This window comes from Gordonia sp. 852002-51296_SCH5728562-b, assembly GCF_001665475.1.
Classification (GTDB): domain Bacteria; phylum Actinomycetota; class Actinomycetes; order Mycobacteriales; family Mycobacteriaceae; genus Gordonia; species Gordonia sputi.
Genome location: NZ_LZMI01000110.1, coordinates 12482 through 34634, shown reverse-complemented (window position 1 = coordinate 34634; position 22153 = coordinate 12482). Strand labels below are relative to the sequence as shown.

24 protein-coding genes and 1 pseudogene are annotated in these 22153 nt (G+C 64.8%); 16 read left to right on the top strand and 9 right to left on the bottom strand.

The window, feature by feature from the left end; translation table 11 throughout:
- Positions 1-344 precede the first annotated feature (344 nt).
- Positions 345-1193 carry an SDR family oxidoreductase gene (locus A5766_RS18840; protein ID WP_039855156.1) on the top strand — a complete coding sequence of 283 codons (849 nt, stop codon included), beginning with the start codon at positions 345-347 and terminating at the stop codon, positions 1191-1193.
- Positions 1194-1206: 13 nt separating this feature from the next.
- On the opposite strand, the gene A5766_RS18835 is transcribed toward A5766_RS18840, so the two are convergent.
- From A5766_RS18835 to A5766_RS18810, 6 genes are all read right to left on the bottom strand, one after another.
- The gene (locus A5766_RS18835) at positions 1207-2790 is read right to left on the bottom strand and encodes a polyamine aminopropyltransferase (protein WP_005204823.1); all 1584 of its coding nucleotides are present in this window, start codon (positions 2788-2790) and stop codon (positions 1207-1209) included.
- Positions 2787-3218, bottom strand: coding sequence for a DUF350 domain-containing protein (locus A5766_RS18830; RefSeq protein WP_005204825.1), 432 nt, complete (start codon positions 3216-3218; stop codon positions 2787-2789). Before A5766_RS18830 ends, A5766_RS18835 begins: the two co-directional genes overlap by 4 nt.
- Positions 3219-3302: 84 nt before the next feature.
- Positions 3303-3887 carry a DUF4247 domain-containing protein gene (locus tag A5766_RS18825; protein ID WP_005204827.1) on the bottom strand — a complete coding sequence of 195 codons (585 nt, stop codon included), beginning with the start codon at positions 3885-3887 and terminating at the stop codon, positions 3303-3305.
- The gene (locus tag A5766_RS18820; protein ID WP_005204829.1) at positions 3884-4411 is read right to left on the bottom strand and encodes a DUF2617 family protein; all 528 of its coding nucleotides are present in this window, start codon (positions 4409-4411) and stop codon (positions 3884-3886) included. Before A5766_RS18820 ends, A5766_RS18825 begins: the two co-directional genes overlap by 4 nt.
- A complete protein-coding gene (locus tag A5766_RS18815; RefSeq protein ID WP_005204831.1) occupies positions 4408-5043 on the bottom strand; it encodes a DUF4178 domain-containing protein in 636 nt (211 codons plus the stop codon). Before A5766_RS18815 ends, A5766_RS18820 begins: the two co-directional genes overlap by 4 nt.
- 122 nt (positions 5044-5165) lie before the next feature.
- Positions 5166-6368: a hypothetical protein gene (locus A5766_RS18810; protein WP_064905929.1), complete on the bottom strand. Its 1203-nt coding sequence runs from the start codon at positions 6366-6368 to the stop codon at positions 5166-5168.
- 328 nt (positions 6369-6696) lie between these two features.
- Between A5766_RS18810 and A5766_RS18805 the strand changes: the two genes are divergently transcribed.
- A complete protein-coding gene (locus A5766_RS18805) occupies positions 6697-7473 on the top strand; it encodes an ABC transporter ATP-binding protein (RefSeq protein ID WP_005204835.1) in 777 nt (258 codons plus the stop codon).
- 25 nt (positions 7474-7498) lie between these two features.
- Here the strand turns inward: A5766_RS18805 and A5766_RS25370 are convergent, their stop codons facing one another.
- A complete protein-coding gene (locus A5766_RS25370) occupies positions 7499-7633 on the bottom strand; it encodes a hypothetical protein (RefSeq protein ID WP_269446992.1) in 135 nt (44 codons plus the stop codon).
- Here A5766_RS25370 and A5766_RS18800 point away from each other — a divergent pair.
- From A5766_RS18800 to A5766_RS18765, 8 genes and pseudogenes are all read left to right on the top strand, one after another.
- On the top strand, positions 7632-8381 hold the full coding sequence (locus A5766_RS18800) for an ABC transporter permease (RefSeq protein WP_005204836.1): 750 nt from the start codon (positions 7632-7634) through the stop codon (positions 8379-8381). The genes A5766_RS25370 and A5766_RS18800 overlap by 2 nt on opposite strands.
- Positions 8382-8436: 55 nt before the next feature.
- Entirely contained in the window at positions 8437-9480 is a 1044-nt protein-coding gene (locus tag A5766_RS18795; protein WP_064905927.1) for an isopenicillin N synthase family dioxygenase, read from the top strand.
- Between the two features lie 13 nt (positions 9481-9493).
- On the top strand, positions 9494-10150 hold the full coding sequence (locus A5766_RS18790) for a GntR family transcriptional regulator (RefSeq protein WP_064862301.1): 657 nt from the start codon (positions 9494-9496) through the stop codon (positions 10148-10150).
- A gap of 86 nt (positions 10151-10236) precedes the next feature.
- Entirely contained in the window at positions 10237-11481 is a 1245-nt protein-coding gene (locus A5766_RS18785) for an alkaline phosphatase family protein (protein ID WP_231894727.1), read from the top strand.
- Between the two features lie 114 nt (positions 11482-11595).
- Positions 11596-13221 carry a chaperonin GroEL gene (gene groL / locus A5766_RS18780; protein ID WP_064905923.1) on the top strand — a complete coding sequence of 542 codons (1626 nt, stop codon included), beginning with the start codon at positions 11596-11598 and terminating at the stop codon, positions 13219-13221.
- A 384-nt stretch (positions 13222-13605) separates the two neighbouring features.
- Positions 13606-14722, top strand: a pseudogene (locus A5766_RS18775) (linear amide C-N hydrolase).
- Between the two features lie 97 nt (positions 14723-14819).
- Positions 14820-15488, top strand: a complete 669-nt coding sequence (locus A5766_RS18770) for a DsbA family oxidoreductase (protein ID WP_156527518.1) — start codon at positions 14820-14822, stop codon at positions 15486-15488.
- A gap of 108 nt (positions 15489-15596) precedes the next feature.
- Complete coding sequence (locus A5766_RS18765; protein ID WP_064905919.1) at positions 15597-16112, top strand: hypothetical protein; 516 nt, start codon at positions 15597-15599, stop codon at positions 16110-16112.
- Positions 16113-16118: 6 nt separating this feature from the next.
- Here A5766_RS18765 and A5766_RS18760 read toward each other — a convergent pair whose 3' ends face one another.
- On the bottom strand, positions 16119-16880 hold the full coding sequence (locus A5766_RS18760; protein WP_064905917.1) for an esterase/lipase family protein: 762 nt from the start codon (positions 16878-16880) through the stop codon (positions 16119-16121).
- A 122-nt stretch (positions 16881-17002) separates the two neighbouring features.
- Here A5766_RS18760 and A5766_RS18755 point away from each other — a divergent pair, with 122 nt between their 5' ends.
- The 3 genes from A5766_RS18755 (at position 17003) to A5766_RS18745 (ending at position 19513) form a co-directional block, all read left to right on the top strand.
- Positions 17003-18133: a DUF4331 family protein gene (locus A5766_RS18755; RefSeq protein ID WP_064905933.1), complete on the top strand. Its 1131-nt coding sequence runs from the start codon at positions 17003-17005 to the stop codon at positions 18131-18133.
- Between the two features lie 32 nt (positions 18134-18165).
- Positions 18166-18990 carry a tyrosine-protein phosphatase gene (locus A5766_RS18750; protein ID WP_039855163.1) on the top strand — a complete coding sequence of 275 codons (825 nt, stop codon included), beginning with the start codon at positions 18166-18168 and terminating at the stop codon, positions 18988-18990.
- Between the two features lie 94 nt (positions 18991-19084).
- Entirely contained in the window at positions 19085-19513 is a 429-nt protein-coding gene (locus A5766_RS18745; RefSeq protein WP_231894726.1) for a hypothetical protein, read from the top strand.
- Between the two features lie 34 nt (positions 19514-19547).
- Here the strand turns inward: A5766_RS18745 and A5766_RS18740 are convergent, their stop codons facing one another.
- Positions 19548-20036: a PaaI family thioesterase gene (locus tag A5766_RS18740; protein WP_039855164.1), complete on the bottom strand. Its 489-nt coding sequence runs from the start codon at positions 20034-20036 to the stop codon at positions 19548-19550.
- A gap of 96 nt (positions 20037-20132) precedes the next feature.
- Here A5766_RS18740 and A5766_RS18735 point away from each other — a divergent pair, with 96 nt between their 5' ends.
- The 3 genes from A5766_RS18735 (at position 20133) to A5766_RS18725 (ending at position 21980) form a co-directional block, all read left to right on the top strand.
- Positions 20133-20678: a TetR/AcrR family transcriptional regulator gene (locus A5766_RS18735; RefSeq protein ID WP_082965575.1), complete on the top strand. Its 546-nt coding sequence runs from the start codon at positions 20133-20135 to the stop codon at positions 20676-20678.
- Positions 20679-20823: 145 nt separating this feature from the next.
- Complete coding sequence (locus A5766_RS18730; protein ID WP_064905915.1) at positions 20824-21501, top strand: DUF4166 domain-containing protein; 678 nt, start codon at positions 20824-20826, stop codon at positions 21499-21501.
- 38 nt (positions 21502-21539) lie between these two features.
- Entirely contained in the window at positions 21540-21980 is a 441-nt protein-coding gene (locus tag A5766_RS18725) for an SRPBCC family protein (protein ID WP_064862325.1), read from the top strand.
- The last annotated feature ends 173 nt before the right edge of the window (positions 21981-22153 follow it).

Below are 22153 nucleotides of genomic sequence, written 5' to 3'. Positions count from 1 at the left end.
CGACTGACCACGCCTCAACACCCGCATCACACACCCCAATCACTCAGAGTGTTGCCACGTTCCCTTGAACCCGCCCGTCGACTGTGCGCTCGGGACCGTCGACTGTGCGCTGTAGACCGTCGACTGGGCCCTTGCGACCTCCCGACCGATCGCTCGGTCTTGACCTCGTGGTGTGGATGTGCAACTCTGCTCTCAAGAGCGCCCCGACACACATCCGCACCTTCATGTGACCGATTGAGTCAGGCGCACAACTGATTTCGTAGTGGGCAGCGCACCGATGGCGGTGCGCAGTCGGCGCTGGCCAAAACGATGCCACGGAATCGACTCGCAGGAGAGGGGCCACGGTGGCCACAGGAACGTCGTCAACATCCGATCGGACATTCGAGGGACGCACCGCCGTCATTTCAGGCGGTAGCCGCGGGATCGGGCTTGCGATTGCGACCGCGCTCGGCGCTCGAGGAGCCAACATCGTGCTGCTGGCCAAGACCGACGCACCGCACCCGAAGCTGCCCGGCACCATCCACACGGCCGTCGAGGAGATCGAGGCGGCGGGCGGCAAGGCGACGGGCGTTGTCGGCGATGTGCGCAATGAAGACGACGTCGCGCGTGCTGTCCAGACAGCGGTCGATACCTACGGCGGCGTCGACATCTGCATCAACAACGCGAGCGTGTTGAACCTGACGCCGACAGAAGAACTGCCGATAAGCCGGTTCGATCTCATGCAGCAGGTCAACGTCCGAGGGACCTTCCTGCTCACCCAGAAGTGTCTTCCGTACCTGCGAAAGTCGCCGAATGCGCACGTGCTCACGCTGTCGCCGCCGCTCAACATGAGCGCAGCGTGGCTCGGCAAGCACCCCGGCTACATGCTTGCCAAGTACGGAATGACGCTTGCGGCAATGGGTTTCGCCGCCGAATATGCCGACGCCGCCGTTGCGAGCAACTGCCTGTGGCCGGAATCGACCATCGCAACCGCCGCGGTCCGCAACCTGCTCGGTGGTGACGAAGCCGTCGCGCACTCCCGATCGCCGCAGATCATGGCCGACGCCGCTGTCGCCGTGCTCTCCAAGGACTCCACGCAGACCGGCCGGTGCTACCTCGACGTCGAGGTACTGGCTGAGGACGGTGTCACCGACTTCTCGATCTACGGCGGGCAGGACCCGATCGAGTACGACATCTTCGTCGACCCGCGGTAGCCGTTCTCCCGGATCAGTAGGTGGCCCACTCGCCCTGGGCGTAGCGCAGGATCCGCGGGTCCATGAGGGTCGACGGTGGCATCTCGAGTGGCTGTCGGTCGAGTGGGAACACCGCGGCCGCAGACAGTTCGGCTTCGCTGAGGAAGCGCATCGGCCCCGGAGCGCGCAGGTGGAGCTTCGGGGGCGTGCCCTCATCGGCGAGAAAGAATCCCCAGTCGCCGAACGACGGGACGTCGACGTGGTACGGCGTCACGGCGAGCCCGGCAGAACGCAGCGTCGACCCGATGCACCAGTACGACTTCGGCGCGAAGTACGGTGAGCCGGACTGCACGACGATCCGCCCGCCCGGTGCGGAGTGGGCCTTCACGAGTGAGTAGAACTCGGTCGAATACAGCTTGGCCGTTGCTGATTCGTCTGCGTCGGGCATGTCGACGATGATCACGTCGTACCGCTCGTGCTGCTGTCGCAACCATGTGAAGGCGTCGGCGGTGACGATGGTGGCACGCGGATCGTTCATGGAGTTCCGGTTCAACCCGAGCAGTCGGGGATCGGTGCGTGCCAGGTGAATCATCGCGCGATCGAGTTCGACGAGGGTTGGCCGAATATCGGGGTAGCGCAACACTTCTCGTAGGGCGAGGCCGTCGCCACCACCGAGGACGAGCACCGACGGCGACGTCGATCCGCTCTCACTGATGCGGGCCACCGCGTCGGCCATCGCGGGATGGACGAGGGCCTCGTGATAGCGGTACTCGTCGCTCGATGCGAACTGCAGATCGCCGTTCAGGTACAGCCGCGTATCGCGATCGGAGCCGATGCGCCGCTCCGTGATGACGATGTCCTGATACTGCGTGCGTTGTGCAGCGACGATCGGGTCTCGATACATCGCCTGACGTGCGGTCACCTCGAAACGGTCGGCATAGACCAGCGCGGCAACCAATACCGCGATCACCGCGACGGCGGCCACGCTCAGCACAGCGAACCCGGTGCGCGTCAGCGACTTCCGGAACATCACGAAGACCAGGAAGCAGCCGGCGATGGCGTTGACGAGGCCGACGACGATAGCGCCGCGCAACTGTCCGAACACGGGTAGTAGTACGAACGGGAAGCACAGACCGCCGATGAGTGCTCCGATGTAGTCGGCGGCGAACAGGTCGGCGACCGCAGAACCCGCCTCCTGCTTGCGAATACGTTGCAACAAGACCATCAGCAGCGGGATCTCCGCGCCGATGAGCAGCCCCAACACAAAGGCGACCACCACGAGCGCCTGGGTGTAGAGCGACAGATACGCGAACGCCGCGTACAGCGCGAGAACCGACAATCCGCCGAGTAGCGCCAGAGCGAGTTCGATGGCTGCGAACGCCGTGACCGCCTGCTGCTGCAGGGGTTTGGCCGCCAGCGAGCCGACGCCCATCGCGAAGACCATGACGGCCAGGACGATCGACGCCTGCGTCGCGGTGTTGCCGATCAGGTACGAGCCGAGCGAGACCAGCGCCAGCTCGTACACGAGACCGCATGCCGCGCAGACGAAAACGACCGCGAGCAACCCGACGCGGGCGAGTCGTGATCGAGGTGCGACGTCGTCGGCCAAGAGCGTCACAGAATTGCGGCGGCGACGATCACGGCGATGCCGACGTGGGAGATGCCGTGGACCCACACCGCGGGATGGCTTTCTTCCCCGATGACGATTTCACCGAGCTTGCCGGGAGTGAACAGGTCGATGACGAAGAACGTCGCGCACATGACGGCGAGGCCGATCAGTGTGTAGATGACGGTGTAGGTCAGCCCGACGGCGAGACGCCCCTCGCTCGCTGCAATCGCAGCGGTGACGATGATCGCGACCGCAATCAGATTGGAGCCGACGAGGATTCCCGCATTACGGTTCCGGTCGATCCACAGCTGATGACGCAGGTTGCCCGGCGTCAGAGCGTCGATGACTGCGAAGGAGATCAGCATCAGCAACACCCCGACACCCGCGTAGGCGGCGGCGTAGTAGGTGTTGGTGAGGATCGCGTGGGCCGAGATCATGTGTGTACTCCCGTGTCTCATGCTTGCTCTGATCGGACTGCTGTGTGCGGGCAGAACGTGCATCCCGCTCTGTGCTTGTGCGCCTTACTTTCCGGTTCCACTGCCACCGCCGCGGTTGGAGCTTCCCGATCCCGAGAAGTCGGGTGTCGGGACCCAATAGCCGCCGACGTAGCTGTGATAGTGGTTGTACCCGGATCGGTAGTCGCGGCTGACCATCACCTTGGTTTTGTTTGTGGCATAAGGGAAGAGGCCGATGAGGTAGCCCGGGTACTGCAGAAACTGTGTATCTGCGACGTTGCCCGCGCTCGCGGAGTCGCCCGCGCGTTGGTCGGTGGGATTCTGCGCGGAGGTGAGTTGCGCGGCCACTGTCGACGGGTCGCCATCGGCGACGTACGCGTCGACGTCGGACTCGTCGAGCGAACTGTCCCGCTGGTAGTGCGACGTCACGTAGGCGCGCGCGTCCCCTGTCGCGGCTCCTCGAAGCGCGCTGACCGCGTACGAGCCGAGCACTACCGCCGCGACCAGCACAATCAACGCGATGATGAAGTTGCGAGCGAAACGGAGCCGTCGGGCAGGGTCGGTGTTTCCGGAGCCGGGTGGTCGTTGACCGTTGGGGTCGGGGCCATTCGGGCCGCCCGGCCCCAAGAAGCCTCCCGGCGGATACGTCATGAGCGCACCGCCAGCGTCCCGCGCTCGAGTCGGCTCGACGTCAGAACCACCTCGCCTGCCTGCGGATACGTGTGCCACGTGCGCCAGATGAGCGCGTCGTCGTCGATGTCGGCGGTCACCGCAGTCACCGCGAGCTCGTTGCCGGGGAATCGTCCGAGTAACGCCGGCAGCCCGGCGCGCGCATGTCCATCGACCTCGGACTCGATCTGTTCGAGCATCTCGGCCATCGCATCGGAGCTGCACTCGATGACGCGCGAGGAGAACACGTAGCCGTCGGCCTGGAAGCTGTCCGGCAGTGCGGTGGTGATATCGGGGAGGCAGGCGACCGTCTCGCACAGCTCGTGCGCGTCGTCGGTGATGACGATCTGGTGGCTGGCACCGAGCAGCCGGATGGAGAACGTCAGCGACCCGATGGTGTGATCTGCCGTAGCGAGCGGCTCACGCTGGGACGCGGTCAGCGAGAAACCGAGCTGACCGGCCCGAGTGTCGGAGAACGCGACGTCGAGGTCGGTGAACGGGCTCACCGCTGCCCCGGGCCGGGATTCGACGGATAGATGCGGTACTCCGAATGGGCGAGCACCTCGCCGCGTGCGCATTCCCAACCACTGCCGTAGTCCTCGAAGGACAGTCGGTCGTTACCCGCAGCGTAATCGTGGTAGCGCATCCGACCGACCTGGGCGAGGCCCGTCGTTCCGAACGACGTGAACTGCGCCGAACCGGCCTCGTCGTTGGTGTAGCGCCGACCTTCGAGGTCGACGTATGCCGGTCCGGGGGTCAGGGTCACGCCGCTGAGTTCCTGCCAGAGGACCACCTCGAGGTCCGGATCGTCCTCGACCGAGATCCAGACCTTCCGACCGAGGCCGGTGTCGAGGAAGTTCTCTGCCCACGAGAAGCCGTCCTGCGAGAGCTTCAGCGTGCCACGGACCGCAAACGTCTCTCCGCGGATCTCGACGAGGTCGCCCGGCTTGAGCTGGCGAGGATCGCCGCGGACGGCGTCGTCGTCTGCGCTCGAGAAGGGGTCGCGCGGCTGGTACGTGCGCGAATACAACCCGTCCCGCTCGGCCTGCTCGCGCTTGCGTTTGGTCAAGACGTTGAAGACGAGCACGACGACGATGATCGCCAACAGAGCGATGACGATGATCAGCAGGAATTCCATTGGTCAGAGGATAGTGGGTCGGTCCGGACATTCGGGGCACCGAGTGTCGGTGCCCCGAATGACTTCCGGGCCGCCCTACTGAACCCGACCTTACTGAACCCCAGCCCTACTGAACCCCTGCCCTACTGAATCTTCGTGTCGATGAACCGGGTCGAGTACAGGTCGGTCGCGGGGATCTGCGCGGGTAGATCAGATCCGGTCTTGTTCAGCACCGGGATCAGCTGATTGATCGACTCCTGCGCCTTGGCCATGTCGATGCCGCCCCACACGCCTGCGGCGTCCGGGCCGATGACGCCCTTCTCCTTGAGGATCTTGGCCGAGTACGACGCCTCGCCCGCGCTGTACGTACTGAACGAGACGTCCTGCGAGACCCAATCGGTGATGGTCTTGTTGATCGCATCGGGGGAGTTCACGTAGTTCTTGCCGGTCTGCTGGATCATCGGGATCAGCTTCTCCAAGCAGGGCGAGAGCTTCTCCATCTTGTCGGGCCGCACACTCACGTTCGACGCGTAGACGTCGTAGCCGGCGTCGCGGACCATCGCGTAGGCGACGGGCTTGTCCCACGACGGTGTCTCATGCTCGTAGGTGTAGGGCTCGGAGTTCACGAACCCCTGCTGCGCGATCGACGGGTCGCCGACGAATCGTGCTGGCGCGCCGTCGTACCCGGTGTCGAGCTGGCTCTGCTTCAGTAGCCCCTTGGCCACCAGCCACTGCGGAAAGACCTGCTCCTTCGAGACGACGACGGTCGCGTCAGACTTGCCGATGTCGGCGATGGTGCGCCAGTCGGGGTGCTTCTCCGGATCCCACATCAGGATCGACGGGTTGTACTGCAGCAACGGGGTGAGTGCGACGACCCGCTGCTTCGCCGCAGCCGAGACGAGCTGGTCGCCGTGGACGAGCCCGAGGTCGATGTTGTCGTCGGCGTGCATCACCGAGGGAACCGACTGGAAGCCGATCGCGGGGCCTCCCGCTCGCAGGGTGATGTCGACGCCGGTGTCTTTGCCGTCGTACGCGAGCGGGCCGGTGGCCGACTTCTGGTTCGCGTCGACGGTGTAGCCGGGACCCATCAGTCCGATCACGCCCGCCATATCCGACTGTGGCTGCCACTGCAGTTGCACCACGACGTTTTTCGGGCACACGGATGCGAGGTTGTACTCGGCGGGTGCGGGCGGCAGCGACTGCGCTGAACCCGACGACGTCGACGACGAGTCGGTACACCCGGCGAGCGCGGCGACACAGGCGGAGGCGGTTGCCGCGACGACTGCTGCGCGTACTGACAGTCTGCGACGTCGCGAGGTGACGTGAGACGACGAATCTGTGGACACGGTAGAGCTCCTCTTGCGGAAGGGTGAACGAGACCGACGTCGCCGGTCCCTGGAGTGGATTACATGTAAATGTAGGGGCTTGCGGCGAAACCTGCGAGTCCGGTGCATGTAGCGTCGCTGAGCGGATCTGGTGCAGGAAAATTGCGTTTGACATGCACTTTGGCGGTTCTTCACCTGCGTAGACGGGGTCAAGTCCCGGGGTTCTGTCACATACTGTTTACGTCAGGTCACGCGCCCGCAATGCATGTAACCAACAATCGGAAAGCGAATTAAGTCCGACTCTTACATGTAGGCGCTCTCATGTGCCGTGGCTCTGATGGATGTACCCATGAACCTGATCGACACCGTCAACGACGCTGACGCGAGGCATCTCACCAAGGGTGTGATGATCTCGGCGTCGGGCGTATCGAAGCAGTTCGACTCCGGCACAATCGCTCTCGCCGACGTCGACCTCGACATCGCCCGCGGCGACTTCGTCGCGATCGTCGGACCCTCCGGCTGCGGCAAATCGACGCTCCTGCGCATGGCTGCGGGTCTGGAGGCGCCGACCACCGGAAGCGTCGCACTGGCCACCGATTCGGTCGGAGTGATCTTCCAGGAGCCGACACTGCTGCCGTGGCGTTCCGTGCAGGCCAACGTCGAACTGTGTGCCGAGATCGCGCGCGAGCCACGCTCGGAGCGTCGGGCACGTGCCGCCGCGGCGATCGACGCCGTAGGCCTTGCCGGCTTCGAGAAGCAGCTTCCGCGCACGCTCTCGGGTGGCATGAAGATGCGAGTCTCGTTGGCGCGCATGCTCACCAAGGAACCAGAGGTGATGTTGCTCGACGAGCCGTTCGGCGCGCTCGACGAGATGACGCGCCTCGACATGCAGGCAGAACTGCTGCGGCTCTACGGCGATAGGGGATTCACCGCGCTGTTCATCACCCACTCGATGCCCGAGGCCGTGTTCCTCGCCAACCGCGTGATCGTGATGTCTGCCCGACCAGGCCGGATCGCTGCCGACATCCGCATCGACCTGCCCTATCCCCGTCAACCTGACATCCGCTTCGACCCGGCTTTCACGTCGTACGTCGCCGCGATCTCCGAAACACTCCGAGGTGCCTGATGACCATCACAACGACTGCAATGACTCATGATTCGACGTCGAGCACCGCTGTCGCCGCAGCGGCGCCGGCCGCCTCGACCTCGGGAGACGCACCAGGTGGCGCATCGGGTGGCGGCGCAACATCGTCGGCGAGATCTCGAATGCGCACGGTGGTGCGCATGGTCGCACCGCCCGCGGTGTCGCTGGCCGCGGCGATCGGGCTCTGGTACCTGGTCAGCATGGTGATCCTCTCTCCGCAGCGGCGATTCCTTCTTCCGCCGCCGCACGAGGTGTTGACCAACTCGCTGCTCGACAAGGCCCACGTCAACCCCATGCTCGACGCACTCTGGGTGACCGCGAAGGTGAGTCTCGTCGGCTTCCTGTTCGCCGCCGTCATCGGCATCGCCATCGGTGTGCTGATGAGCCGCGGCTCGCTGATGGAGCGGGCGATCTACCCGTGGGCCGTTGTGCTGCAGGTGATTCCGGTTCTCGCGATCGTCCCGCTGATCGGTCTGTGGTTCGGGTACGGCATGGTGGCCCGCACCATCGTGTGTGTGATCATCGCCATCTTCCCGATCATCGCCAACACCCACTTCGGACTCACCTCCGTCGACCGTGGAATGCACGAGTTGTTCACGCTGTCGAAGGCCTCGCGCACCCAGCGGTTGCTGAAACTCGAGTTCCCGGCGGCACTTCCGGCGATGATGACCGGATTCCGCACGGCGTCGGGGCTCGTGGTTGTGGGTGCGATCATCGGCGACATGTTCTTCGCGAAGGGCGAACCGGGGATCGGCACCCTGCTCGACGTCTACCGCGCGCGTCTGCAGTCCGATGATCTCATCGCGGCCATCGTGCTCGCATCGCTGTTCGGCATCGCCGTCTTCGCGGTGTTCAGCATGCTCAACGCTGCCGTCGCCCGCCGCCGCTGACCTCCCACTCGTAGTCGTAGCCCGCTAACCGCCACCCGAAGAAGGAAATTCAGGCATGTTCACCGTCCCCATCATCGACATCTCGCCCTACGCCGACCTGCAGAGCACCCCCGAGCAACGGGCACAGGTTGCGCGTCAACTCGACGAAGCCTCTGCCACAGTCGGATTCATGCAAGTCGTCGGACACGGGATCTCCCAGAGCGTCGTCGACGGTCTCACCGAAGCCCTCGATGCGTTCTATGCACTCCCGCTCGACGTGAAGAAGAACTACACGCGGCCGGGTGCCAACCGTGGCTACAGTCCGCCCAAGAGTGAGTCGCTGAGCATGAGTCTCGGTGTTGCGGCCGCGAACCAGATGAACGACTTCTACGAGGCGTTCACGGTCGGGTCTGAGCAATCCTGGTATGCCGCAACAGATCTTCCCGAGTCCAGCTATCCCGAGAACACCTGGCCCGACGACGCGGTGGCGAGCTTCCGGCCGGCCGTCGAAGAATGGTTCGCACAGGCGCGAGATGTCTCGCGAATCCTGTTGCACGCCTTCACCGAAGCACTCGGACTTCCGGACGGATACTTCGACGCGCTCACCGATCACTCGATCGACGCGTTGAAGATGAACAACTACACGCTGCCAGAAGGCGAGATCGAACTCGCGGGCGAGTTGACCGGGATGGGCGCCCACACCGACTTCGGCATCCTCACCGTGCTGTGGGCCGACCGTGTGCCGGGATTGCAGGTGCTCGATCGCGACGGCACCTGGCACGACGTCCAACCCGAGCCCGGCGCGCTCATCGTGAACCTCGGCGACGCGATGGCCCGCTGGACCAACGACCGCTGGATGTCGACCATTCATCGGGTCGATCCGCCCGTCGTCGACGGGAAGATCATCCGACGACGTTCCGCGGCCTTCTTCTTCGACGGCAACTTCGACGCCGTCATCGAAACACTGCCCGGCTGCTCGCGCACAGACCAGCCCGGATACCCGCCGATCACCGTCGCCGACAACATCAACGCCAAGCTGGCCGGAATGAAGCAGGGGATGGCGCCCAAGGCCGTCGACCGGGAGGCGCAGCGTCTGACGTCGGCGCGCGCGGCGCGGTAGGGCGTTACGCTCGATGACCGTGACGGTTGGAGGCGGTGAGGGCGCATTGCTGACTCAGTCTGTGGTGCGCCGACTGCGCGACGAGATCTTCGCCGGTCAGATGGCCCCGGGCACCCCACTGAGCGTGCCGGGCCTCGCCGCGCGTCTGGAGGTGTCGCGCAGCCCAGTCCGCGAGGCGGTGCAGCAGCTCGTCGTCGAAGGTCTTGCCGAGTACACCCCGCGGGTCGGCGCCAAGGTGGCCGCGCTCGACGAGACGAGTCTGCGCCACGTCTTCGAGGTCCGCGAGGTGCTCGACGGTCTCGCTGCCCGGCAGGCCGTCGAACGGGTCACCTACGCCGAGATCGACGACCTGTGGGAGCAGGTGCGCACCCAGGAGTCCCTGCTCGCCGAGGCAGCAGATCACCATCGCGACTCTCAGCTCGACCTCGACTTCCACACCGCGGTGCGGTCCTTGTCGGGCAACAAACCGCTGTGCGACGCGTTGTTCAAACTCGACACCCAGTCGCACCTCTACCGCTCCGACATGTGGCAGCACGACGTGAACCGACGTCTCGCGGTGGCCGAGCACCATCGAATCGTCAGCGCGCTGGAGGCGGGCGACGCCGCGGGAGCGCAGACCGCGGCGCAGGCACACGCCGCCGGGGTCTTGGTTCGGTTGCTCAGATCGTGACGGGGACGGGCGCGACGGGGACGGGCGAGCTCACCGAGCTGCCGCCGAGCCGGTGGAGCGCGTATCCCGACACGCTCGCCGACGTGATGCCGTGGATCGGGCGGTGCCTCGGCGTCGACCCTGTCAGCGGTGATGAGCCGGGAGCGAGCGAGCGCACTCGCCTTCCCGAACTCGACGCGGCGTCGGTGGTGCTCCTGCTCGTCGACGGCCTCGGTGAACGACAGCTCGCCGCCCACGCACACCTCGCACCGACACTCACCGGATTGGGTGGCACCGTGCTGCGCGCGGGCTTCCCGTCGACAACGGCGACGTCGATCACCAGCCTGATGCGCGGCGAACCAGCAAGCGGGCACGGGATCATCGGCTACAGCTTCGTGCCGGACGACGCGGCGCGCAGCCACGGACCGGCCCGCACGCTGAACATGCTGCGCTGGACACTCGACAGCGCCGACGGCCCCTCTGCCTACGACGTCTATCCGCCCACCACGCTGTGTTCGGGTGAGGGCGTGATCGGGGCGCTCGAGCGGTCGGGGATACGCGTATTTCAGGTGATGCCCGGCGAGTTCAAGGACACGGGCTTCACCACCGTCGCCTCCGGTACCGCAGGCAGGCACCTGCCCGCCAAGGCCCCGGCCGAGATTCGCGCGGGCATTACCACCGCGCTGACCCGGACGCTGCCCCGCTCACACCGGCCGCGAGTGGTCTACGCCTACCTCGCCGACCTCGACACCGCCGGTCACATCTACGGTCCCGGCTCCGACCCCTGGTGCGACGCACTGCGCACCGTCGACTCCCTCGTTGCCGACATCCTCGCCGACCTTCCGTCCGACGCCAGGCTCGTCGTGACCGGCGATCACGGGATGCTGCGCGCGGGAAAGACAATCGACCTCGACGCCGAGCCCGCGTTGTCGTCGGGCGTCGCACGAGTAGCGGGCGAGGCGCGGGTGCGGCAGGTCTACGCGATCGACGGGGCCGTCGACGACGTCGCGGATACCTGGCGCGATCTTCTGGGCGACGACGCGCACATCGCGCCACGCGAACAGGTTCTCGCCGAACACTGGTACGGACCCCGCGCCACCGATCACGCGGCTGCGCGCATCGGCGACCTCGTCGTCGTGGCGAAAGACCGCACGGTGCTCACCCGACCGGCCGCCGAGCCGGGGGAGTCGCGCATGCTCGGACACCACGGGGGCTGGACTGCCGACGAACTGCTCGTGCCGCTGCTGATCGGCAACGATTCCGCGAACCACTCCTCGAGCGCCGGCTCACCGTCGACCTTGCACTCACCGGGGTCGAGTGCTAAAACGGACGTTGGCACTCACGGATCGTGAGTGCTAGGTCGGGACGGTGAGATCGGTACCGAATGACACACCGGTCGTCCGTCGCGGGCACCGAGTCCGGCCATACAAACCTAGTGTCACCCCCTATCGGAGGATCACTTACCCATGGCCAAGCAAATCGCGTTCGATGAAGAGGCCCGTCGCGGCCTCGAGCGGGGTCTCAACACCCTCGCCGACGCAGTCAAGGTGACGTTGGGACCCAAGGGTCGCAACGTCGTTCTGGAGAAGAAGTGGGGCGCCCCCACGATCACCAACGATGGTGTGTCCATCGCCAAGGAGATCGAGCTCGAGGACCCCTACGAGAAGATCGGTGCCGAGCTCGTCAAGGAGGTCGCCAAGAAGACTGACGACGTCGCTGGCGACGGCACCACCACCGCAACCGTTCTGGCTCAGGCACTCGTGCGCGAGGGTCTGCGCAACGTGGCCGCAGGCGCCAACCCGATGGGCCTCAAGCGCGGCATCGAGCAGGCTGTCGAAGCCGTCACCGAGTCGCTGCTGAAGAGCGCCAAGGAGGTCGAGACCAAGGAGCAGATCGCTGCGACCGCTGGTATCTCGGCAGGCGACCCCTCGATCGGCGAGCTTATCGCCGAGGCGATGGACAAGGTCGGCAAGGAAGGCGTCATCACCGTCGAGGAGTCCAACACCTTCGGACTCCAGCTCGAGCTCACCGAGGGTATGCGCTTCGACAAGGGCTACATCTCGGGCTACTTCGTGACCGACCCCGAGCGCCAGGAAGCCGTCCTCGACGACCCGTACATCCTGCTCGTCTCGGGCAAGGTCTCGACCGTCAAGGATCTGCTCCCGCTGCTGGAGAAGGTCATCCAGTCGGGCAAGCCGCTGCTGATCATCGCCGAGGACGTCGAGGGCGAAGCCCTCTCGACCCTGGTGGTCAACAAGATCCGCGGCACCTTCAAGTCTGTTGCCGTCAAGGCTCCCGGCTTCGGTGACCGCCGCAAGGCCATGCTCGCCGACATCGCCATCCTCACCGGTGGCGAGGTCATCAGCGAAGAGGTCGGCCTCTCGCTGGAGAGCGCAGGGCTCGAGCAGCTCGGCCAGGCTCGCAAGGTCGTCGTGACCAAGGACGAGACCACCATCGTCGACGGCGCGGGCGACGCAGACGCCATCGCCGGACGCGTGTCGCAGATCCGCACCGAGATCGAGAACAGCGACTCCGACTACGACCGTGAGAAGCTGCAGGAGCGCCTGGCCAAGCTGGCCGGCGGCGTTGCAGTCATCAAGGCGGGCGCGGCCACCGAGGTCGAGCTCAAGGAGCGCAAGCACCGCATCGAGGACGCCGTCCGCAACGCGAAGGCTGCCGTCGAAGAGGGCATCGTCGCCGGTGGTGGCGTGGCTCTGCTGCAGTCCGAGCCTGCCATCGACTCGCTGACCCTCGAGGGCGACGAGGCGACCGGTACCAACATCGTGCGCGTCGCGCTGTCGGCTCCGGCCAAGCAGATCGCCGTCAACGCAGGGCTTGAGCCCGGCGTCGTCGCCGACAAGATCCTCAACTCGCCGCTGGGCACCGGCCTCAACGCCGCCACCGGCGCCTACGAGGACCTGCTCGCCGCAGGCATCAACGACCCGGTCAAGGTCACCCGCTCGGCACTGCAGAACGCAGCGTCGATCGCGGCTCTGTTCCTCACCACCGAGGCCGTCGTCGCCGACAAGCCCGAGAAGAACCCGGCCCCGGCCATGCCCGGCGCCGACGAGATGGGCGGCATGGGATTCTGATCCTGTCTCCGACAGGGATGGGATTCTGATCCCGTCTCCGACGGGGATGGGGTTCTGATCCCAACCGCCGCATAGCGAACACACCGAAGGCCGGTCACCCGACAGGGTGGCCGGCCTTCGGCGTTCCCGTCGACTGGGCCCTGTATCTCTCCGAGTGGCCCCTCTGTCTCTCCGAGTGGGTGCCGTATCTCTCCGACTGCGCGCCGTATGACTGAATTCGAGACGCCGCGGAATGATTCTGAGACTTCTCGCGCGCCCGGCTGATTGACGCCGCTACCGTGAAGGAAGCGACCTATGGTGATCCGTGGGATGCTCGAAGCGATATTTCGCGAGTCGCGGGGAAGCCTTGTCGGTGTTGTCAACAACGAACGGAAGTGGATTCCTGTGTGCACACGGGTGATGTGGCCAGAGGCCAACGGTTCTGTGATCGTCGGCCGCAACATGGATTTCCCATCAGGATCTCCACACCAATCTCTGGAAGCTCCCACGCGGCGTCGAGCGTAATGATCGCGTCGAGGGAAAGCTGAAGTGGACGTCGAAGTACGGCAGTGTGATCGCAGGCGTCTACGACATCCTCTCGACCGACGGAGTCAATGAGAAGGGGTTGGCGGGCCACATTCTGTGGCTTGCCGAATCCGAGTACGGTGACCCCGACCCCGACCGCCCTCAGCTCGCGATGTCGATCTGGCTGCAGTTCTTCCTCGACAACTTCGCCTCGGTGGCAGAAGCCGTCCGGTGGACAGAGGAAAACAACCCGCAGGTGATCCCCATGACGGATCCGACCGATGGCAGCAAGCCTGCGATCCACCTCGCGATCGATGACGCGTCGGGCGATTCGGCGATCTTCGAGTACTTCGACGGCAAGCTGGACATCTATCACAGCGAGGACTACTGGGTGATGACCAATTCGCCCAGCTACGACCAACAACTCGAACTCGTGAAGAAGTATGAGGGTCTCGGCGGCGATCAACCACTTCCGGGTACGTGCGCAGCCCCCGACCGTTTCGCTCGCGCCACCTTCTACGTGCACAACCAACCAGAGCCGAAGTCACGCGTGCAGGCCACGGCCGCCATGGCGAGCATTATCCGAAATGCCGCGCAGCCGTACCGGATTCCCGAACCCGGCAAGCCAGATGCGTCGACGACGCTGTGGCAGGTCGTCATCGACCTGACCAACCCCCGCTACATCTTCGAGTCCGTCACGTGCCCGAACGTCGTGTGGGTGGATTTGAAAGACCTCGACTTCACCGAGGGTTCCGGCGACGCCAAGTTGGATCTGGTCAAAGGTCTCGCGGTCGAGAATGGGCTTTCGGGCAATGTGGCCCACAAGTTCGAAAAGCATAAGTTCCATATCGTTTCCATCGAGCAGGCAAAACTGATCGGCGAAGTAGCTGCCAAGGCAAAAGAAGGCTTGGATTCGGCGAAGCCAATTGAGGATCGCATCAAGGCGGTCCAGGAAAAGGTGGACGCAACGCTCGCGGAATTCGTCGACGCGACGTGAGGCGGTGTGACCTGACAGGGTCACACGGTCCCTACACATTCGGCGGTACGCATTTCGTAGCGGAATGTGGCACCGCCGCCGCGGCGTTGCACAGAGCATGAGTACTTTACCTATCGACGTGTGGTCGGACATCGCTTGCCCGTGGTGCTATATCGGCAAGCGGAACCTCGACGCCGCGCTCGCGCTCCTCCACGACTCCGACGCTGTCGATCCCAACGCTGTCACTGTCGACTTCCACAGCTACCTACTCGCGCCTGACACGCCGCCGGAGACGGACGCTCCCGAGATCGATTTCCTGGTGCAGAGCAAGGGGATGCCTGCCGATCAGGTCAGGCAGATGTTTGCCCACGTCACCCAGGTCGCCGCCGATTCCGGTCTGCACTACGACTTCGACATCGCCCGACACGCCAACACCCGCAAGGCCCACGAGCTGCTGCATTACGCCAAAAGCGTTGGGCGGCAGGCTGATATGGCCGAGCGTTTGTTTGCCGCACACTTCACCGAGGGCAAGCGCCTCGGCGACGTCAATGAACTCACCGACCTCGCAGCCGAGATCGGCCTCGACCGCGACGACGTCGAAAATGCTTTGCGCACAGGGACGTACGCGAACACCGTTGACGCCGATCTCGACAAGGCGAGCGCCTACGGGATCAGTGGTGTGCCGTTCTTTGTGATCGACGGTCGCTACGGGATCTCGGGTGCGCAACCGCCGGAGGTGCTCGCCCAAGTCATCGGTCAGGTTCTCTCCGAGCGCGCTGAAACCTGATGTAATCCGATCGAATCACTTTGCCGATGTTTCATATCTTCGGGTGACACGAGTCGGCGTTCGGACTCAATACGGTGGGTGCACAACAATTCTCACCGAAGGGGTTCCATGTCTGTCAACAGGTTCCGACGTTTCGCATTGGTAATCGGAGTCGCCTCGGCGGTGGGTGCGCTTGGCGTACCCGGGGCGGCCCTCGCCGACACCTCGACCGGAAGCAGCGTCGACTCGGGTTCGGCTGACGACCTGCTGAAGGCGGTACCGCCGGAGCTTCTCGAACAACTTGGTCTCGGGGGTCTCGGCGGTGGTTCGCCGAAGGTGCAGCAGTGCAATCAGTCGACGAAGTCCGGTGGGCAGGGCGTGACCGAGACCAAGCACATTATCGGTCGGACCGGCCCGACATCCTTCACCCTCAACTACGACACACGAATTCAGCCCGACAAGATCGACGTGTACTACCAGGGCCGGTTGATCCGCAGCACCGGTTACGTCGGCGACCGTATCAACAAGGGCAAGGGCAGCGTCGTGGTCAACGTGCCGCCGGGCATCGCCAACTACGTGACGGTCAAGGTCACCGGGCCGGAAAGCGGCACGGTCTGGGATTACACGGTCAACTGCCCGCGCTGAACCAACTCAGCGCTGCGGTCGAAGTGAGTTCTTGGCGGTCAACTGACCGTCGGGTTGATCGACGAACTGTCCGTCGCAGTGTCCGGCCGCGGCACGCGAAACAGCTTGGAAGACTGCGGGATTGACGGCCTCGGCGGTATGTTCGGTGTAGCCGGTCGGTGCGACGAATGCGGGCAACGGCGTGACGCGGCACTGACCGCCGTCGAGGTCGCCGGTCACCCATTCGTATGCACTGCGGATGCGGTAGTACCTGGTGGGGCCGGGGGTGTCGTCTCCTGCATTGAGATCGCGCAGGAACGCACTGCCCGGGCATAACTGTCCGTCCGTGCCGGGTTGGTTGCATCCGCCGGGCGAGCCGTATTCCGGTGTGCCGACGGCGATTACGTTGGCCACCTTCGACGCTCCGCCGAGGTTCTTCACGTAGTAGCGCGTCGTCACGCCACCGACGCTGTGTCCGACGAGCGACACCGGCGTCGACGGCCTGGCCGTCTTCTCTGCCTCGACGGCCCTGGCGATGGCGCGAGCGTCGGAGACGAGTTGGGTTCCCATGAGGTCGAGGACGCGCACCCGGTAGCCATCACGGCGCAGCGCGTCGGCCATCAGCGTGTACGGGGCGGCCCCGAGCGACTGGCCGGGGACGATGAGCAGCGTCCCGTGGGGCGCTGCTGCATCTGCGGTCGTCGTCGGCGCTGCCAACGTAACCCCGGCGGCAACGGCGGTGAAGGCGACGATCGCAGTAAGGCGGCGCAGAATTCTCATGCGCGCCATCTAATCATGCTTAGCCTTGCCTTACTAACCCGCGTGTGGTGAGCTGCTCGCAGAGCCGTCGTCGACGTTCCTCGGTAGCGTTGGTCTCTGAAGCCGCCAGCGGACCCAGCGAGGGGAATCCCATGTCGCACCACAATTCTGGGCCGCGGGCCCATCAACTTCCCGAAGCCGACATCACCGACATGTATGCGTTCACGGTCCCAGGGGCGGAGGGACGACTGGGTCTCGTGCTCAATCTCGTGCCGTGGACGCCCCCGGACGGACGCTTCTCCGATGCCCTGATCTATCGCTTCCGCATTCGTCCGATCACCATCGACGCATCCGAGCCCGCTCTGTTCTCGCCGGCCGATTCGGCCGCCGAGATCACGATCGACTGCACCTTCACCGCCCCGGACGTCGCCCAGACCGGCACCTGCACGGTGTCCGTCGGAGGAAACGGGACGGGCACGTCGGTCACGTTCGCGGTCGACGACGAGGCCGGCGGTGCGACCGACGGGCTGCGCGCCTTCGGAGGCCCGCGGTGGGACCCATTCTTCAGCGACGCAACGGCGCTGGTCAACACGATTTCGACGGGAAAGCTCTCGTTCACCGATCACGGCAGCATCCTCGGCGACGGCAAGAACGTGATGAGCATCGTCGTCGAACTCGACCTCAAGCCACTCGTCGGCGCAGCCACCCCGGTCGCCGTCGTCGGGGAGAGCGTCATCGGCGGCAAGATCCCGGTCCGGTGGGAGCGGTTCGGTCGACCCGAGTTCGAGAACGCGATTCTCGGCATGAAGAACTACGACACCGTCAATCGTGATCTGGAGATCCGCGACCTGTTCAACGCCGAGGACGCGTTTGCACTCGGGCCCGACTATCTCGGCGCCTACCACGCGCGATTGAATGCCAACCTCTCCTATTGGGATGGTCTCGACGGTAACGTCGACTGGCCTGTCGACGCCGAAGGCAACCACCCGCTCGCCGAGATGCTTCTTGCCGACTTCATGATCGTCGACGCGTGGAAGCCGTTTGGCGACAACACTTTTCTCGAGATCGAGCGCGCTGTCCGCGATGGGCGTCCGCACGAGACGATGGGCGGGCGCTCACTCAACGACGACTGCATGGACACCCTGTACACGTATCTCGTCAACGCGGCGAAGGGTCCGCGCATCAGCGACCACGTCGACTCGCCGTCGCGCCGCGCGAACGACACATTCCCGTATCTCGTGCCCGCCAATCCGAATCCGCCCGCGGGGCCCGGCCCTCACTGAAGTGCGACCATTCATCTGGAAGACTCGGTGCCATGTCCTCTGAGCCGTCTTCTGGGCCCGGTGCGCCCAGCCCCGTCTCCAGCCTGCCCAACCTGCGCGACCTCGGTGGGTACCGAGGACACGATGGAAGGGTCGTTGTATCCGATCGGTTGTACCGTTCGACGGATTTCCGGTCCATGGCCACCGCCGATCTCCCGTCCTTCGAGAAGCTCGGTGTCCGCACGATCTACGACCTGCGGTCGACGGCTGAGCGGACCGCACTTCCCGATCCCGCGCTTCCCGACGTCGCCGACATCCACCTCGACGTCCTTGCCGATTCGGAGACCGCGGTACCGGCAAATCTGCAGCGGTTCTTCTCCGACCCGGAGACCGTGAAGATGGCCTCACGTGAACTCGCGGGCGGTAAAGCCGCCGAAGCCATCGCGGCCACCTACCGCGGAATGGTCTCGCTACCGAGCGCTGTGCGCTCCTACCGCGGCTACTTCCGGGGGCTCCTCGGCGAATACGACGGTCCGTCGCTGTTCCACTGCACGACAGGCAAAGACCGCACCGGCTGGGCGGCAGCGTCGCTGCTGGCGCTGCTCGGCGTCGACAAGGACGACATCTATCACGACTATCTGCTCACCAACGAGCGCCTGATCCCCTCGTTGAAGCCGATCTTCGACGACTTCGCGGCAGCGGGCGGCGACCCGGACGTGCTACTTCCGGTCCTCGGCGTCGACCCCGCCTACCTCGACGGCGCGTTCGACGAGGTACGGCAGAAGTTCTCCGACATCGAGGGTTACTTCCTCACCGGACTTGGATTCGACGACGCCGCGCTCGCCACGCTGCGCGACACCTACCTCGTCGCGGACTGATCGTGATCACTGCGCGCCGCAGTGGTGTCGACCGGTGAATCCCCGCAGCGGAGGGCATCGGCATGCAGTGCGTCGGGCGTGGCGGGTGGCGCACGTGGCAGCCACCGTTGCTATCCCGTGGATGCTAGCGGTCTATTACTGGACATCAGCGGACCGATACACCATCGAGGGTTCGGGCCGTGTGGCCGCGCACTTCCACATGGCGGCGGCAATAGCTGCGGCGGTCCTGTTCGTAGATGCAGTGGTCCTGCGTGTCATTGGTCGGAGCGCCGCGGCGACGGTACCCTTCGCGATCGTGTGGGCGGGCGCCCTTGCATACTCGCTCAACGGGATTCGCACGTTCAGCGGTAAGGAATTCAAGGACTACTGCGGGAACGTCGAGTTGTGCATCCCCGACCTCGATTTGTTCGTGGGTGCGGTTCCGTTCGCGCTCGCGATGTCGTGCGCCGCGGTGTGCTCGATCGTCGTTGACCGCAAGCGTCGATCTGAGCGATTGACGGTGGAGGCAATCCACAACGGCTGAGCCGGGTCGGCTGGTGTCAAAACCGGGTGCCGCCCTAGCGGAACACGATGCACGTGGTGCTGCCGTGCGCGACGAGCTTGCCGTCGGACGAGAACACCTTGCCCTCGGCGGTGGCGGTACGCCCGCCGACGTGGATGATCTCGCCGACGCCGGTGAGTTCGCCGTCGTCGGTCTGCACGGCGCGAATGTAGTTGACCTTCAGTTCCAGCGTCGTATAGCCGGCGCCCGCGGGAAGGGTTGTGTGGATGGCGCAGCCCATCACGGAGTCGAGGAGCGTCGCACAGATACCGCCGTGGACGGTGCCGAGCGGATTGGCGAAGTCGGGTTGCGGGGTGACCGCAAAACTGACCGAACCCTCGTCTACGCGGACCGGGCGCATGCCGAGTAGTCGGCCGATGCTGGGGCGTCCGTCGTCGGGATTGTCGGCCCAGGCGCGAAGCAGCTGCAGGCCTGACATGGCTGTCGGATCGCTCGGTGCTGCTGTATCTGAGGTGGATTGCTTCATGACTATGTATCCTTGCATAGAAGCGATCAACTATGAAGGCCTACATAGTCGAGTTCTGAGAAAGGTGGCGTGACAGTGGCTCACGATGACGGCGAACTCGGCCCGCGGGACCGGATGATCGTGTACGCGGCAGACCTGATCGGTCGAGACGGTGTGCCGGGGACGTCCATCGGCGACGTTCTCGCGGCCAGCAAGGCGCCACGCGGTTCGATCTATCACCACTTCCCGGGCGGGAAGTCGGAGTTGATGACCGAGGCCGTACGGTATGCGGGCGAGTTCATCTCGTCGCGAATCGCTGACACCCACGCCGGTTCTGCCGCTGATGCCGTGGTCTCTATCGGCGACGTCTGGCGCAAGATGCTGGTCAGCACCGATTTCCAGCGCGGCTGCCCGGTGCTCGCGGGCGGACTCGCGCGGCGGGCCGAGCCGGCGACGGCCGACGAGGCCGACGAGATCTTTCGACGCTGGAGCCACCAGATCGCGGCGCGCCTCGTCTACGAGGGAGTCGACGACGCGCGCGCCGACTCGCTGGCCAATCTGATCATCGCGGGTATCGAGGGGGCTGTCGGGCTGTCGATGACCCAGCGCAGCGTCGAACCTCTTGATCTGGTGATCGGTGAGCTCTCGCGGTTATGCGAATCCGCGGTGGTCGTGGCCTGAAACCACCCGCTCTCTCGAGCGTCACGGGCATCACTCGCCGAACTCGGGCCGGAGGTCTCTACACGGTGTCGTGCGCCACATAGTAGGTTCTCCCACAGGTCCGGGGGCAGGGGTTGCCGTCGGTACGGCCAGGGGAGGTGGAATCGTGACGCCGGTGTATCGGGAGGCGCTGGGTTCCGACTTCGACAACCTGCACCCCAATGTCGCGTGGCGGTACTCGATCGACTCGACGTCGGGTGTTGCCCAACTCGGCAGCGGAATCTACGAGTCGGTCTACGTATCGTCGGCGCTGCCGCCCCCGCTCGTCTGGTTCTACGCCAAGCGCAACGCTTTTCCGGCACGGTCGAGTCGAATGGTGCCGTTCACCCAGAATCAGTACTGCTACGTCGACGAGCTCGGCCGGGAATCGCTGGCCGTGCTGCGCACCTTCTCGTACGGCAACGGCGACCGCGCGCTCAACTCACTTCTGGTCGACGGCAGGTCGGGACTCGTCGACTACTTCGGCGACGGCCCCGATCTGCTGTGGCCCATCGAGCCGTCGGTGACGCGGGCAGGCGAACTGCTTCTCGAGAGCGGGCCGATGCGCTGGCTCGGTCGCGGACCCAAGGTCGGAATGAAGGGCATGTTCGCCACGCAGATGAAGTACATCGAGGGGTGGGATGACGAGCACGAGCGTTTTCGCTGCGACGCCACCGTGCGCAATCCCGTCATCGGTGAGGCCATCCACTTCCGCGGTTGGTTCACCGCTGTCGACGTCGCGTGCGGTCTGCGCGACATCCCCGACGAGGCATGGCCGCTCCATCTCGTCGACCGCGAGGATTGACGTCATCCCGATCACACGCACAGGGTAGGTTGCTCATCATGGCCGTCTCAGCAAAGACCGAATTCGATATCGCCGCACCGTTATCGGTGGTGATGGAAGTCCTGATGGACATCGAGTCACTCCCGGAATGGTCCGGCCCCCACAAGGCAGCGCAAATCGTCAGCACCCACGATGACGGCACGCCCGACGAGGTCTCGATGACCGTCAACGCGGCAGGCATCAACGACGACCAGTCCGTGAATTACGCGTGGACCGACACCACCTGCGAGTGGACGCTGATCAAGTCGACGACGCTCTCGGAGCAGCAGGGCAAGTACACGTTGACCGAGAACGGTGATAGCACGCACGTCGAATTCGAGTTGCTCGTCGACCTCAAGATCAAACTGCCCGGACTCATCGTGAAGAGGGGACAGAAGGTCGCCGTCGACACCGCGCGCAAAGGCTTGACCGCCGAGGCTGAGCGTCGCGCAAAGGTCTGAGCCACATAGCTTTTCGTCCTTCCTGACAACGACGCCGGAGCTCCCGTTCGGGGGTTCCGGCGTCGTTTCCTATCCGTTACCTGAGAACGTGGGTTCCGCGGTATTCGTGAGGACTGTGGCGGGGTACGCTGACGGGGCTGTCCGCGTCTGCGCGACGCCCGATCGTCTTCTGG

Excerpts from the sequence above, each read along its gene's own strand:
- A5766_RS18830 (WP_005204825.1), bottom strand. The coding sequence starts at position 3,218 with ATGATCTCGGCCCACGCGATCCTCACCAACACCTACTACGCCGCCGCC.
- A5766_RS18825 (WP_005204827.1), bottom strand. The coding sequence starts at position 3,887 with ATGACGTATCCGCCGGGAGGCTTCTTGGGGCCGGGCGGCCCGAATGGC.
- A5766_RS18815 (WP_005204831.1), bottom strand. The coding sequence starts at position 5,043 with ATGGAATTCCTGCTGATCATCGTCATCGCTCTGTTGGCGATCATCGTC.
- A5766_RS18805 (WP_005204835.1), top strand. The coding sequence starts at position 6,697 with ATGAACCTGATCGACACCGTCAACGACGCTGACGCGAGGCATCTCACC.
- A5766_RS18800 (WP_005204836.1), top strand. The coding sequence starts at position 7,632 with ATGGTCGCACCGCCCGCGGTGTCGCTGGCCGCGGCGATCGGGCTCTGG.
- A5766_RS25370 (WP_269446992.1), bottom strand. The coding sequence starts at position 7,633 with ATGCGCACCACCGTGCGCATTCGAGATCTCGCCGACGATGTTGCGCCG.
- A5766_RS18795 (WP_064905927.1), top strand. The coding sequence starts at position 8,437 with ATGTTCACCGTCCCCATCATCGACATCTCGCCCTACGCCGACCTGCAG.
- A5766_RS18790 (WP_064862301.1), top strand. The coding sequence starts at position 9,494 with ATGACCGTGACGGTTGGAGGCGGTGAGGGCGCATTGCTGACTCAGTCT.
- A5766_RS18785 (WP_231894727.1), top strand. The coding sequence starts at position 10,237 with ATGCCGTGGATCGGGCGGTGCCTCGGCGTCGACCCTGTCAGCGGTGAT.
- groL (WP_064905923.1), top strand. The coding sequence starts at position 11,596 with ATGGCCAAGCAAATCGCGTTCGATGAAGAGGCCCGTCGCGGCCTCGAG.
- A5766_RS18770 (WP_156527518.1), top strand. The coding sequence starts at position 14,820 with ATGAGTACTTTACCTATCGACGTGTGGTCGGACATCGCTTGCCCGTGG.
- A5766_RS18765 (WP_064905919.1), top strand. The coding sequence starts at position 15,597 with ATGTCTGTCAACAGGTTCCGACGTTTCGCATTGGTAATCGGAGTCGCC.
- A5766_RS18760 (WP_064905917.1), bottom strand. The coding sequence starts at position 16,880 with ATGGCGCGCATGAGAATTCTGCGCCGCCTTACTGCGATCGTCGCCTTC.
- A5766_RS18755 (WP_064905933.1), top strand. The coding sequence starts at position 17,003 with ATGTCGCACCACAATTCTGGGCCGCGGGCCCATCAACTTCCCGAAGCC.
- A5766_RS18750 (WP_039855163.1), top strand. The coding sequence starts at position 18,166 with ATGTCCTCTGAGCCGTCTTCTGGGCCCGGTGCGCCCAGCCCCGTCTCC.
- A5766_RS18740 (WP_039855164.1), bottom strand. The coding sequence starts at position 20,036 with ATGCAAGGATACATAGTCATGAAGCAATCCACCTCAGATACAGCAGCA.
- A5766_RS18735 (WP_082965575.1), top strand. The coding sequence starts at position 20,133 with ATGATCGTGTACGCGGCAGACCTGATCGGTCGAGACGGTGTGCCGGGG.
- A5766_RS18725 (WP_064862325.1), top strand. The coding sequence starts at position 21,540 with ATGGCCGTCTCAGCAAAGACCGAATTCGATATCGCCGCACCGTTATCG.